Genomic DNA, 12715 nt, shown 5'->3' on the forward strand with positions numbered 1-12715 from the left:
CAAGCGCTACATCGACGCGATGAGTCTCTCCACTCTCTCGTCGACGGAACGGAACGGGTCCTTGCAGAGCACGGTCCGCTGAGCTTGATCATTGAGCTTGAGATGTACCCAGTCAACAGTGAAGTCTCGCCCGGCTGCCTGCGCTGCGGTGATGAAATCGCCGCGAAGTTTCGCGCGTGTCGTCTGAGGTGGGTTGTCGACGGCCTCGTCGATGGTTTCGTCCTCCGTGACCCGCTTGACCAAACCCTTACGCTGCAGAACGTCGAAGACGCCCCGGCCACGTTTGATGTCGTGATAGGCCAGATCGAGTTGAGCGATTTTCGGATCCGACAGATCGAAGCCGTGACGATCCTGGTAGCGCTGGAACAGTTTGCGCTTGATCACCCAGTCGATCTCGGTATCGACCTTCGCAAAATCCTGCGCTTCGACGGCGTCGAGCATCCGGCCCCACAGGTCGACTACCTGCTCGACCTGCGGATCGGGTTCACGATTCTGGAGGTGCTCGACGGCCTTGGAGTGGTACTCACGCTGGATGTCAAGAGCACTCGCCTGGCGTCCGCCGGCCAATCGGACCGGACGTTTGCCAGTGACGTCGTGGCTGACCTCGCGGATCGCGCGAATCGGGTTGTCGAGTGCAAAGTCCCGGAACGAGACTCCGGCCTCGATCATCTCGAGAACCAGCGCAGCCGAACCGACCTTCAGCATCGTGCTGGTCTCGGCCATGTTGGAATCACCGACGATGACGTGCAGGCGACGGTATTTCTCGGCGTCGGCATGCGGTTCGTCTCGCGTGTTGATGATCGGGCGTGAACGCGTCGTTGCCGACGAGACACCTTCCCAGATGTGCTCGGCGCGCTGAGAAAGACAGAAAGTGGCGGCCTTGGGTGTTTGCAGGACCTTTCCGGCCCCGCAAATGAGTTGTCGTGTCACGAGGAACGGCAGAAGGACATCGGAAATCCGCGAAAACTCGCCGGCTCTCGCGACGAGAAAATTCTCGTGGCAACCGTACGAGTTCCCGGCTGAGTCGGTGTTGTTCTTGAAGAGGTAGATATCGCCGCCGATCCCCTCCTCGGCTAGTCGCTCTTCCGCGTCGATGAGCAATTCTTCGAGTACACGCTCACCCGCGCGGTCATGATTGACCAACTGGATGAGGCTGTCGCACTCGGCCGTCGCGTACTCGGGGTGCGAACCTACATCGAGATACAGCCGGGCTCCGTTGCGAAGAAAGACGTTGGAACTTCGCCCCCAGGACACCACGCGGCGGAAGAGGTACCGGGCAACCTCGTCGGGGCTCAGTCGCCTGTGCCCGTGAAAGGTGCAGGTAACGCCGAATTCCGTCTCAATACCCATGATTCGTCTCTGCACACTTCGACAGTACAACCAGAATGCCCGCTTCACCCGTGTAGTCGAGCGGCCGTCAGATCACGAGTCGACAACGGACACAACCGGCATAGGGTGGCCAGGTGAGAAACATTCGTCGAAAACTTGTACGCACCGACGCCAAACTGATGGAAAGCACTGGCGCGCTTCAACCTTCCGGACTTGATTCGGCTATGCGTTTCCTCTCGCGCGCCGCGAATCACGGGGTGTTGTGGATGTTCGTCGCCATGGTGATGGCATTGCTCGGCGGGCGGCCGAGACGCGCTGCGGCTCGCGGAATGCTCGCGTTGGCCGGATCGAGTGCATTCGCCAACGGAATCCTCAAGCCGCTGTTCCCCAGACGCCGGCCCCCGGCCCGGGTGTGGCTCAATCCGAAGCGTGGAGTCGAAATTCCCACGTCCTCGTCATTTCCGTCCGGGCATTCGTCCTCGGCCGCAGCATTCACGTCAGCCGTTGCAATGGAGTCCCCCGTCGCGGGCGCCGTCATTGCGCCGCTCGCTGCAGCCGTCGCCTATTCGCGCGTGCACAACGGAGTGCACTGGCCATCCGACGTCTTCGCCGGAATCGCCGTCGGCGGGGCTGTAGCTGCGGGAACACGCCGCTGGTGGGCCGTTCGCGACGAAGAACCAGCCGACCTCGGTCCCGAATGTGTCGTACCCGCACTGCCCGGGGGCAAAGGGCTCGTAGTCTTCACCAACCCGGGGTCTGGCGATGAAAACGATGGCATCGTTGATTCGATTCGCGCATCACTCCCCGACGCCGTCATCGTCGAATTCGACCCGGATATCGACTTCGACAAGCAGATCGAGGCGAAGATCGCCGAGTTCACACCTCGTGCCTTCGGTGTCTGCGGCGGCGACGGCACAGTCGTCACGGTGGCCGACGCGGCAACCCGACACGAAATGCCGCTCGCAGTTTTCCCCGGTGGCACCCTCAACCATTTTGCCCGCGACGTAGGAGTCGTGGATGTCGACGACACCGCTCGGGCCATCGAGACGGGGCAGGCCGCATTTGTGGACCACGCGGTCGTGACAACCGATACCGGGGTGAGCGCACGGTTTCTGAACACCGCCAGCCTGGGCGGGTACCCGGACGCCGTACGGTTGCGCGAAAAGTGGGAACCGCGCTTCGGCAAGTGGCCGGCCGCTGGAGCCGCGATGATCCGCGTACTCGCAGCCGCGGAGCCGATGTCCGTCACCATCGACTGTGTGCAGACCAGCATCTGGATGCTCTTTGTCGGGAACGGCCGCTACTCCCCCGGCGATCAGGTTCCGATGTCGCGTCCCGAACTCAACCGGGGACTACTCGACGTGCGGTACCTGCGCGCAGACCGGAGACTCTCCCGCACTCGACTGCTGTTTGCCGCTGCAACAGGAACATTGGGCAGTTCGAGGGTGTACGTTCGCGCGCTGGTTTCATCACTGTCGGTGAATGTGGCTGACAGTCCGGTCGCTATAGCCACCGACGGTGAGGTGGTGGCAGACGCGCGCCGGTTCGATTTCGAGACCGAACCGGGCGCGGTGGCCGTCTACAGAATTACGCAGAACTAGCTCAGGAGGATGCGTCGCCTTCGGCGGGCGGCGCATCCTTCTTTTTGTCTTCGGTATCCGCAGGCGGCACGGGAAGCATTGCTTCCAGTGCCTCACCCGAGATCCGTTTGAATGCGCGACGCGGACGATTGTTGTCCAGAACGGCAACCTCGAGCGCCTCGACGGTCAGTATCCGCGGTTCCGCTTCGGCCGTTCCGACTGGTGCCGGCCCGCCCTTCTGCAAAGCCCCGACCGCGATTCGCACTGCGGATTCCAGATCGAGATCCCGCTGGTACGTCTCACGCATCGCCGTCACGATCGGCTCGGTAGTGCCGCCCATGACAACAAACGACTGCTCATCGGCGATCGAACCGTCATACGTGATCCGATACAGCTGGGCCTGCGTGCTACTGCCGAAACGGCCGATTTCAGCGACGCAGATCTCGACCTCGTACGGTTTGGGCTGCTCCGTGAAAATGGTACCCAGCGTCTGCGCGTACGCATTGGCCAGCGAGCGCCCCGTCACGTCACGGCGGTCGTACGAGTAGCCCCGCATGTCCGCGTGCACGATGCCGGCACGGCGCAGATTCTCGAACTCGTTGTATTTTCCGACTGCCGCAAATCCGAGACGGTCGTACAACTCGCTGACCTTGTGCAACGCCGTCGACGGGTTCTCCGCGACAAACACCACACCGTCTCGGTACGTCAGCACGACAACACTTCGCCCGCGGGCAATTCCCTTGCGCGCCAACTCCGAACGATCCCGCATGATCTGTTCGGCTGATGCGTAGTACGGCATCGTCATAACGCAGAATCCCCTTCCGGACTATTGAGCGCGGAACGCGTCGCCACAATCTCCCGCGCGATCTCGGAGGCCCTGGCCGCCGACAGTTCTACCGCCCCGGCCGCAGTGATCGTGACCGCCGTGGGATAGATACCGCGCGTCAAATCCGGACCACCCGTCGCGGAGTCGTCGTCGGCCGCGTCATAGAGCGCTTCGACTGCCAATCTCAATGCAGTGTCTTCGTCGATACCCGGCGAATACAACTTCTTGAGAGACGACTTTGCAAACAGCGAACCCGATCCGACGGCGTGATAGCCGGCGCGTTCCTCGTACCGGCCACCGACTACGTCGTAAGACACGATGCGGCCCGCAGTGAGCGGGTTGGCCGCATCAAGGTCGTATCCGACCAGAAGCGGCACTACCGCAAGCCCCTGCATGGCTGCACCGAGATTGCCGCGCACCATCGATGACAAACGATTTGCCTTGCCGTCGAATGTCAACGACACGCCTTCGATTTTCTCGTAGTGCTCGAGTTCGACGGCAAACAACCGCACCAATTCAATGGCGATGCCGGCAGTGCCCGCAATACCGGCGGCCGAGTAGTCGTCGGTGACATATACCTTCTGCACATCGCGACTGGCGATGAGATTGCCCATCGTTGCCCGACGATCTCCGGCCAGAAGCACACCACCGGCATAACTGATCGCGACGATAGTGGTTCCGTGCGGAGCGAGATCGCCCCCGCCCATGACTACACCTCCCGTGTCGGCGAAACGGTTCTGCGGAAGATGTTCCGGTGCATGCACTCGAAGATATTCCGTGAACGACGACAGATTGGAGCCGAAGCTCAGCCGTGTGTCCCCGTCAGCTAACCGGGGAGCGCGACCGCCCGTCACTGGCCGCCCTTCTGGACATACGCGCGAACGAAGTCCTCGGCGTTCTCTTCCAGCACATCATCGATTTCATCGAGTAGGTCGTCGGTTTCAGCAGCTAACTTCTCACGACGCTCCTGGCCGGCACTACCGTCGCCGCCCGTGGTTTCGTCGTCTTCGCCGCCACCGGCACGCTGCGTCTGTTCTTGAGCCATCGCCGTCGACCTCCTTATGTGAAGGGAGCTCTCGCGAGCATCCTGTTCGGCCCAGCAGAGTCGGTAACTGATCCCGCTCGGACCTTTACCCTACCGAGCGGCACCGTCACGTGCCGGGAGACGCGACGATGAATCTGTACGGGAATCAGTGGGTGAGCTGATCCACCAACTCCGCTGCGCTGTCGACAGAGTCGAGCAAGGCACCCACATGGGCTTTGGTGCCGCGCAACGGTTCCATAGTCGGAATCCGGATCAACGACTCACCGCCGAGATCGAAGATCACCGAATCCCAGCTTGCCGCAGCAATGTCTCCGCCGAATCGTCGCAGACATTCACCGCGGAAGTACGCGCGCGTATCGGTCGGAGGATTGCTCACTGCGTCGAGAATCTGCTGTTCCGTGACAAGCCGTTCCATCGATCCTCGGGCAACCAAACGGTTGTAGAGCCCCTTGTCGAGGCGCACGTCCGAATACTGCAAATCGACCAAATGCAGGCGCGGCGCAGACCACGCCAACCCTTCACGGTTGCGGAAGCCCTCGAGCAGACGCAATTTCGCCGGCCAGTCAAGAATGTTCGCGCACTCCATGGGATCCCGCTCGAGTAGATCGAGGACCATCGCCCACTTTTCGACAATGTCGTCCGCCCGCGGGTCTCGATCAGTCTCACTGTCAAGGAACTTCGCGACGCGATCGAGGTAAATCCGTTGCAGTGCAAGACCTGTCAATTCCCGACCGTCAGAGAGCGCGACAGTTTTGCGCAGCGTCGGGTCGTGACTGATGTGATGTACAGCCGTGACCGGACGGGCCAATTGCAGATCCGTGAGGTCGACTCCCGCTTCGATCAGATCCAGAACCAGAGCCGTCGTTCCTACCTTGAGATACGTCGACATCTCGGCCAGGTTCGCATCGCCGATGATGACGTGCAAACGACGATACTTGTCAGCGTCCGCATGGGGTTCGTCGCGAGTGTTGATGATCCCGCGCTTGAGCGTCGTCTCGAGGCCGACCTCGACCTCGATGTAATCGGCGCGCTGCGACAGCTGGAAACCGGCTTGGTCGCCGGACTGCCCGATCCCGACGCGTCCGGAACCGCAGATCACCTGACGCGAGGCGAAAAACGGCGTCAGTCCGGCAATGATGTCATTGAACGGGGTATCGCGCGAGCACAGGTAGTTCTCGTGAGTTCCGTACGACGCACCCTTGCCGTCGACGTTGTTCTTGTACAACTGCAACCGCGGCGCACCCGGAACACTGGACGCATGCCGTGCGGCGGCTTCCATGACCCGTTCCCCCGCCTTGTCCCAGATCACCGCGTCGAGCGGATCCGCGACCTCGGGTGCTGAGTACTCCGGGTGCGCGTGATCGACGTACAGGCGCGCGCCGTTGGTCAGAATCATGTTTGCCGCACCGATCTCGTCGGCGTCGATCACGGGAGCAGGCCCGCTCAACCTCCCGAGATCAAAGCCGCGGGCATCACGGAGCGGCGATTCGACCTCGTAGTCCCAGCGTGTGCGCCGAGCCCGGGGAACCCCCGCGGCCGCCGCATACGCCAACACCGCCTGGGTGGACGTGAGTATCGGATTAGCCGAAGGCTCACTGGGTGAAGATATTCCGTACTCGACCTCGACACCGATAATCCGCTGCATAACTTCGAGACTATGCGATCGAGCATCAATACCCGCAGTGGTGGCACAGTAGTAAGAATGGATCAGCCGCCTGCCGCCCAGCCGAACCCGTCGGACGAGGTTGTCGCCGTCTATGACCGAGACGGCAATCCAATCGGCCAGGCGCCCCGCTCAGTCGTCTACCGGGAGGGGCTGTGGCACGCCAGCGCCGGTGTTCTGGTGCGCTCCACCGACGGGCAGCGCGTGTACGTTCACCGCAGAACTGCCTGCAAAACCGTCTTCGGCGGCCATCACGACTGCATCGCCGGTGGCGTCGTAGATCCGGGAGAATCCCCTTACGAGACCGCTGTGCGCGAGGTGGGAGAAGAACTCGGAATCTTCGGCGCCAAGGATGCTGCCTTGGAGCTGAAGGAAATTGCGCGAACTTCGTGGGACGGCGAGTGGGGCGGACGCCCACTGCGGTGCCATCTGTTTGCCTTCGAACTCAGCTACGACGGTCCGATACACCATCAGCCCAGCGAAATCGCCGACGGATGGTGGTGGACGCCAGAAGAACTCGACACCCACCTGCGGGATCCGACGTGGCTGTTTGTTCCCGACACCCGTGTCCTGCTGGCCGACTACTGCTGGCGATCAAACACCCTTCAGGAACCCTAGAGAGAACGCCACCTTCGGCCCGGGCGCCGGCGGTTTCACCGGTACCAAACTGACGATCGGCTATCAGATCGGCTACCCCATCTCTTGCCCGGTGCGATCGTCGTCGTCAATTCGCCCAACCTCGACTGGACGCTAGCGACGGACAACCACCTGAATATCGGAATTGCGTCCAATCCGACGCGTGACCGGGCGGGAGGGACCGCGGGAATCGGCGGCAACATCATTCCGTCTCAGCAACGATTCAGCCCGTCACTTGTAACGGAAGCTGATCGAGCATCTGTACTGACGACCCGTCCCACAGATAGCGCACGATCACCGGACCACCGGTGGGATCAGCGGTGACGTCACCTGGTTCCAGCCACTTGTACTGCACCTCCACCGTGTAATCATTTCCACCGACCACCTGGGTGAACGCGGTCGGCTTCGCGGTCGCGGTGCCGAGATACTCGCCGCCGGCAAAGAACAAGACGTTCGTCGGCGAACTCCCCGTTGCACCCTCGATGTCAGCAGTCACCCACACCAAAGTCGAGCAGGGCGCGCCCGCCGACGTGGCCCGCCACGACCGACCAGAAAATGGTTCGAGCGATTGAACCGCTTCGCTCACGACCGGCGAACTGATATCGACGCACGCCCGTGCCTCCGGAGGCACGTATGCAGGCGGCGGAGGTGTCTCCGATTCAGGAGCGTCGACGACAGTCGAGTACTGCGAACTTGCCGATGGCATTTCTGACGCGGGAACAGTAACCGGAGTCTGGCTCACCGAAACGGGCACGGTTGACGACGATGAACCCACGCTCACAGGACCATCGGTATCGACACCGGAACACGCGGTCAGGGCAAATGAAAAGAGTCCCACAGCGACAAGCAACTGACGATTCCTCATACAGCGTAAATCCCACTCAATCCACTTACTGTTACACAGCATTGGGGCTAAGCATGAGCGATCCACACCGATTCGAGACGTGTGAACCTTCGTTTTCGCAGTGAATCAAACGGCTGAGCGGCGGGCGACGATCGCACCATGAGGCCGGTAGCCGGGGCCGGTTCTCGTATGCGTCTCGATCGTCTCGAATCCCGCCGCGAGCAGCTCTAACCGCAATCCTTCCACGTGCCACCGATACGCCTCGACCACAAGATGCGCGAACGGCTCGACCGCCGCGCCCTCGAAGAATCCGAGCAGTAGGCCACCGCCTGGTCTGATGCAGCGCACGAACTCAGCCAATATCGTGCGCACCTCCGCGGGCGGCGTGTGGATAACAACAGGACCATCGATTCCCTGCGACCAGACCGACACCAACTCCCGATCCGCGCAGTGCACCGAATCCATCGATCCGAAAGCGTCGACGCACTCGTCTACCCTCTCGGCATAGGCATCGCGCACACGATCGATGTGCATGGACCGAATCCTAGACTGCGAGAATGTCTCTCAAACATAGAAGACTGCCGAATCAGATGTTCTTGACCAGCGGCAGAAACTGACGAAGTCATTTCGCGACGTCAATGACCGTTGTAGTCTCGGGTGATGGCACTCTCCGAAATTGAGCGTGAGCAATTCCTGGCCGAACCCCATATAGCGGCGCTGTCGGTATCGAATGGTTCCCAGCGCGGTCCGTTGACTCTCCCCATCTGGTATCTCTATTCGCCCGGAGGAACTCCTTGGGTTCTGACAGGGAAGGGCTCGGCAAAGGCCCGCCTGATCGAGTCTGCCGGGCACTTCTCACTCATGGCGCAACGACTTGAACCGACAATTCGCTATGTGAGCGTCGAAGGCCCCGTCGACCAGATCGTTCCGGGCACGGACGAAATGTTGGTCGAAGTGTCGCGGCGGTACCTGGCTCCGGACAAAGTCGACGGGTATCTCGATTTCGCGCGTTCACAATTGGGCGAGCAAGTCGCTATCTACATGACTCCACAACACTGGCTGTCTGCCGACCTCGGACAAATCTAAGACCGCAGACCGGTTACAGAACGACGCAGTCAGTCGCGGACCGGGTCGTCATCAGGCACCATCGGGGGCATCCCCGCTCAGTCAGCGGGCGCGTTCGACCCTGGCTTCATCCCACACCGGAGACTCACTCTCGTACACGTTCCCATCCGAACCGAAGACAAGGAACCTGTCGAACCCACGCGCAAACCAACGATCATGGGTGACCGAGATGACGGTGCCGGCGAACTGCGCGATCCCCTGCTCCAGAGCGTCCGCCGAATGAAGGTCGAGGTTGTCGGTCGGCTCGTCGAGCAACAGCATCGTGGCGCCGGAGAGTTCCAGGAGCAGGATCTGTAGGCGTGCCTGTTGACCACCGGACAGATCGTCGTACTTCTGCTCTGCGGCTAGGGACAGTCCGTAGCGATCGAGAGCCCGGCTCGCCGCTTCGCGACCCATCCCATGTCGATGCTCGTCGCCCATGTGCAGGATCTCGAGCAGCGTGTTCCCGGTGAGGTCTGGCCGAGAATGCGTCTGGGCAAATAGTCCAGGACGGACCCGAGCGCCCAGCGTCGCTGTGCCGCCATGCTTGACCGGAGCGATGTCGAGTGCCTCGACCGGTAAGTGCTCGGTTCCCGGGTCGGTTCCTCCACCCGCCAAGAGTCGCAGGAAGTGCGACTTCCCCGACCCGTTGGAACCCAACACGGCAACTCGATCTCCGTACCAGATTTCGGTATCGAACGGCTTCATCAACCCGGTCAGCTCCAGATCTTGGCATACCAAGGCGCGCTTGGCTGTTCGTCCACCGGAGAGTCGAACGGTCACCTTCTGCTGCAGCGGAATCGCCTCAGGTGGTCCCGCCGCCTCGAACTTCGCCAGCCTGGTTTGCGAAGCGTGATACCGAGCAGCGACGCCGTCGTTAAACTTCGCCTTCTCGCGCAATCGGAGAACCAGCGCACGCAGTTTCACAAGTTCTTCGTCCCAGCGCCGACGCAGTTCTTCGAAGCGAGCGTTGCGATCCTCACGAGCTTGGTGATAGCTGGCCAGACCACCACCGTGGGTCCACGAAGTAGCGCCGCTGATTCCTGGTTCCAGGGTGACGATGTGAGTTGCGGCGTTGGCAATCAGTTCGCGATCATGGCTGACGAACAGGACCACCTTCGCCGACTCCGAGATCGTCTTTTCCAGCCATCGCTTACCCGGCACGTCGAGGTAGTTGTCCGGCTCGTCCAGCAGAAGTGCGTCGTCAGGCCCGGCGAACAGCGCTTCCAGGACCAACCGCTTCTGCTCTCCCCCACTGAGCGAGTCGGCTGCTCGCCACTTCGCGAGGTCGTACGACACACCGAGAGCCGAAGTGGTGACCTTGTCCCAGAAGTCTTCCGTTTCGTAGCCGCCCACGTCCGCCCAATCAGCCAGAGCGTGCGAATACTTCATCTGAGTCGACTCTTCGTCGCGCTCGATCAGCGTATTCTCCGCGGTTTCGAGTGCCAGCGCTGCATCGCGGATCGGGCCCGGTGACACAGACAGCAGGAGATCACGCACGGTGGACTCGTCACGAACCTGACCGACGAACTGGCGCATCACGCCCAGCGTTCCTGATCGCGTAACAGCACCTTCGTCTGCGGTCGCATCCCCGGAGATGATGCGGAGCAACGTCGTTTTTCCGGTCCCGTTCGGGCCGATCAGCGCAGTCTTGGCACCGTTGCCGACTCGAAAGCTCACACCGCTGAGCAACTGTCGACCATCGGGGAGGAAGTAATCGACATCGGCAATGTTGAGGTGAGTCACGGCATCAAGAGAACCCTACCCACGTCCATCTGCCAAACCATTAATTCACGGATCAACCCAGACACCGCATTCGAGTCGGAGTAGACCACGCCGGTGTCGATCCACTTGGTGTGCAGCTGTTGGGATTTGAGAAATTCTGCACCTGCACGAAACGAATCTGCGCGTTTCGCTTCGGGCGGCAGCGAACGTGTCTAGATTCAGGGTCATCTGCGTCCACATCGCGGCGCTGCCTCTGAAAGGACCGACGATGCAGTTCAACCTCGCAGACGTTTTCGAGACGGTCGCCAGCTCCGTACCGGATCGCGTTGCCTTGACCTACGAAGGCGAGAACTTCTCCTACGGCCAGTTGGACGCGGAGGCCAACAGGACCGCCCATCTGCTCACGCAGGCAGGCGTCTCCCGGGGCGACCATGTGGCCCTGTTCCTGAAGAACAGCGTCGAACACGTCACCTCAATCCTTGGATTGATCAAGATCCGCGCGGTGCCGATCAACGTGAATTACCGGTACACGCCAGCCGAACTCGAGTACATCTTCACCAACTCCGACTCGGTCGCAGTTGTCGTGGAACTCCCCGAACATCAGCGTGTCCTTGCTTCCCTGCTCGACGCGTGTCCGATGGTGCGGACGGTGATCGTGATTGGCGACATCACCACTGAACTGCTCACGGCCGCGAATGCACGCGCAGTGTCCGTCGTTTCCTTCGCCGAGTCCCGCGAGTTGCCGTCGACCGGGGAGTTCGAATCCCGCACGGGCGACGACCTGTACCTGCTCTACACGGGAGGGACCACCGGATACCCGAAGGGCGTCATGTGGCGGCAGGACGACTTTTTCCGTAAGCCGCTCTCGGGCGGAAACCCGTACGGCGAAGGGGCACGGCAGGATCTCGCCGAGATCGCCAGTGCTGCAAAGGAATTTCCCGAACTCTCATTCCTCATTGCCGCACCTCTCATGCACGGTGCTGCGTTGTATTCGCTGTTCACGTTCTTCACCCTCGGCGCTCGCGTAGTCCTGCGGCGTGATTTCGACCCCAAGAAGGTCGTCGAAGCGATCGAGAAGGATTCGGTGCAGGTGATCCTGATCGTCGGCGACGGCATGGGGATGCCGTTGGTCGACGAGATGGAACGACGCAAGGGTGAGGTCGATTTCAGCTCCCTGTTCTCGATTACTTCGGGTGGCGCAATCTGGTCCACCAGCGTTCGGGACCGCATGCTGGCGGTCAAGCCGGACCTGCTGTTGCGGGACAACTTCGGCGCCTCGGAATCAGGTAACGACGGCGCCTTCTCCATCGACGAGGCCGGCAATCTGCGAATGCCGCCCTCTCCGAACATGGTCCTGGTCGACGAGCGACTGAACGAGATCCCTGCAGGCTCCGAGGACGTGGGTTACATCGCGCGAATCGGCAACGTCCCGCTCGGCTACTACAAAGACGAGGACAAGACTGCTCGGACCTTCCCGACCCGCGCGGATGGCACCCGTCTGTCGGTGCTCGGCGACATGGGCAAGGTCGAAGCAGACGGCACCATCGTCTTTCTCGGACGTGGCTCGCAGTGCATCAACACCGGCGGTGAGAAGGTCTTCGCCGAAGAGGTCGAGGCAGCCCTTCACGCACACCCGTCAATCGTCGACGCACTTGTCGTCCCCGCACCCGACGCGCGTATGGGGCAGCAAGTCGCAGCGGTGATCGCCACCTATCCCGGGTCGCCAGAACTAACCCTGGACGACGTTCAGGAACACTGCCGTAAGACGTTGGCCGGCTACAAGATTCCCCGCACGATCGTTCTGGTCGAGGAAGTCAAGCGAACCCCAGCCGGAAAAGCCGACTATCGCTGGGCGACGACTCTGGCGTCCTCCTAACTCGGGAGGGGTTCCCACGCGATGACGCACGATCGATTGGTCAAGACGCGGTCGATGATGATCCGGACCTAGCGCTTATCGGTGCCG

Annotated in this window: 12 protein-coding genes; 4 read left to right on the forward strand and 8 right to left on the reverse strand. The window is 61.3% G+C overall.

Translation table 11 applies throughout. The features are described 5' to 3' along the window. Positions 1–6: 6 nt before the first annotated feature. Entirely contained in the window at positions 7–1365 is a 1359-nt protein-coding gene (pafA, locus tag MTX36_RS23175; protein ID WP_217902135.1) for a Pup--protein ligase, read from the reverse strand. A 143-nt stretch (positions 1366–1508) separates the two neighbouring features. Between pafA and MTX36_RS23180 the strand changes: the two genes are divergently transcribed. Then, on the forward strand, positions 1509–2930 hold the full coding sequence (locus tag MTX36_RS23180) for a bifunctional phosphatase PAP2/diacylglycerol kinase family protein (RefSeq protein WP_243622020.1): 1422 nt from the start codon (positions 1509–1511) through the stop codon (positions 2928–2930). 1 nt (position 2931) lies between these two features. On the opposite strand, the gene prcA is transcribed toward MTX36_RS23180, so the two are convergent. The 4 genes from prcA to dop all read right to left on the reverse strand — a co-directional run bounded on the left by prcA (position 2932) and on the right by dop (position 6425). Next, a complete protein-coding gene (gene prcA, locus MTX36_RS23185; protein WP_243621998.1) occupies positions 2932–3714 on the reverse strand; it encodes a proteasome subunit alpha in 783 nt (260 codons plus the stop codon). Continuing rightward, the gene (gene prcB / locus MTX36_RS23190; protein ID WP_243621999.1) at positions 3711–4589 is read right to left on the reverse strand and encodes a proteasome subunit beta; all 879 of its coding nucleotides are present in this window, start codon (positions 4587–4589) and stop codon (positions 3711–3713) included. The genes prcA and prcB overlap by 4 nt, the downstream gene beginning before the upstream one ends. After that, a complete protein-coding gene (locus MTX36_RS23195) occupies positions 4586–4780 on the reverse strand; it encodes a ubiquitin-like protein Pup (RefSeq protein WP_003944925.1) in 195 nt (64 codons plus the stop codon). The genes prcB and MTX36_RS23195 overlap by 4 nt, the downstream gene beginning before the upstream one ends. Before the next feature lie 145 nt (positions 4781–4925). Next, positions 4926–6425, reverse strand: coding sequence for a depupylase/deamidase Dop (gene dop, locus MTX36_RS23200; RefSeq protein ID WP_094273087.1), 1500 nt, complete (start codon positions 6423–6425; stop codon positions 4926–4928). 57 nt (positions 6426–6482) lie between these two features. On the opposite strand from dop, the gene MTX36_RS23205 reads away from it, so the two are divergent. After that, complete coding sequence (locus MTX36_RS23205; protein ID WP_243622000.1) at positions 6483–7061, forward strand: NUDIX domain-containing protein; 579 nt, start codon at positions 6483–6485, stop codon at positions 7059–7061. A gap of 241 nt (positions 7062–7302) precedes the next feature. Here MTX36_RS23205 and MTX36_RS29980 read toward each other — a convergent pair whose 3' ends face one another. Together MTX36_RS29980 and MTX36_RS23215 are read right to left on the reverse strand one after the other, a co-directional pair. Further along, on the reverse strand, positions 7303–7986 hold the full coding sequence (locus MTX36_RS29980) for an LppP/LprE family lipoprotein (protein WP_308198245.1): 684 nt from the start codon (positions 7984–7986) through the stop codon (positions 7303–7305). 63 nt (positions 7987–8049) lie between these two features. Beyond that, the gene (locus MTX36_RS23215; protein ID WP_243622002.1) at positions 8050–8457 is read right to left on the reverse strand and encodes a hypothetical protein; all 408 of its coding nucleotides are present in this window, start codon (positions 8455–8457) and stop codon (positions 8050–8052) included. 126 nt (positions 8458–8583) lie between these two features. On the opposite strand from MTX36_RS23215, the gene MTX36_RS23220 reads away from it, so the two are divergent. Further along, a complete protein-coding gene (locus MTX36_RS23220) occupies positions 8584–9009 on the forward strand; it encodes a pyridoxamine 5'-phosphate oxidase family protein (protein WP_243622003.1) in 426 nt (141 codons plus the stop codon). Positions 9010–9090: 81 nt separating this feature from the next. Here MTX36_RS23220 and MTX36_RS23225 read toward each other — a convergent pair whose 3' ends face one another. Further along, positions 9091–10773, reverse strand: a complete 1683-nt coding sequence (locus tag MTX36_RS23225; protein ID WP_243622004.1) for an ATP-binding cassette domain-containing protein — start codon at positions 10771–10773, stop codon at positions 9091–9093. 247 nt (positions 10774–11020) lie between these two features. Here MTX36_RS23225 and MTX36_RS23230 point away from each other — a divergent pair, with 247 nt between their 5' ends. Next, positions 11021–12628, forward strand: a complete 1608-nt coding sequence (locus tag MTX36_RS23230) for an AMP-binding protein (protein ID WP_243622005.1) — start codon at positions 11021–11023, stop codon at positions 12626–12628. The last annotated feature ends 87 nt before the right edge of the window (positions 12629–12715 follow it).

The organism is Rhodococcus sp. ARC_M6 (assembly GCF_022810305.1).
Lineage (GTDB): Bacteria > Actinomycetota > Actinomycetes > Mycobacteriales > Mycobacteriaceae > Rhodococcus_F.

What these genes read in the sequence shown, in the direction of transcription:
- MTX36_RS23180 (WP_243622020.1), top strand. Translation starts at nt 1,509, where the DNA reads ATGGAAAGCACTGGCGCGCTTCAACCTTCCGGACTTGATTCGGCTATG.
- prcA (WP_243621998.1), bottom strand. Translation starts at nt 3,714, where the DNA reads ATGACGATGCCGTACTACGCATCAGCCGAACAGATCATGCGGGATCGT.
- MTX36_RS23195 (WP_003944925.1), bottom strand. Translation starts at nt 4,780, where the DNA reads ATGGCTCAAGAACAGACGCAGCGTGCCGGTGGCGGCGAAGACGACGAA.
- dop (WP_094273087.1), bottom strand. Translation starts at nt 6,425, where the DNA reads ATGCAGCGGATTATCGGTGTCGAGGTCGAGTACGGAATATCTTCACCC.
- MTX36_RS23205 (WP_243622000.1), top strand. Translation starts at nt 6,483, where the DNA reads ATGGATCAGCCGCCTGCCGCCCAGCCGAACCCGTCGGACGAGGTTGTC.
- MTX36_RS29980 (WP_308198245.1), bottom strand. Translation starts at nt 7,986, where the DNA reads ATGCTGTGTAACAGTAAGTGGATTGAGTGGGATTTACGCTGTATGAGG.
- MTX36_RS23215 (WP_243622002.1), bottom strand. Translation starts at nt 8,457, where the DNA reads ATGCACATCGATCGTGTGCGCGATGCCTATGCCGAGAGGGTAGACGAG.
- MTX36_RS23220 (WP_243622003.1), top strand. Translation starts at nt 8,584, where the DNA reads ATGGCACTCTCCGAAATTGAGCGTGAGCAATTCCTGGCCGAACCCCAT.
- MTX36_RS23230 (WP_243622005.1), top strand. Translation starts at nt 11,021, where the DNA reads ATGCAGTTCAACCTCGCAGACGTTTTCGAGACGGTCGCCAGCTCCGTA.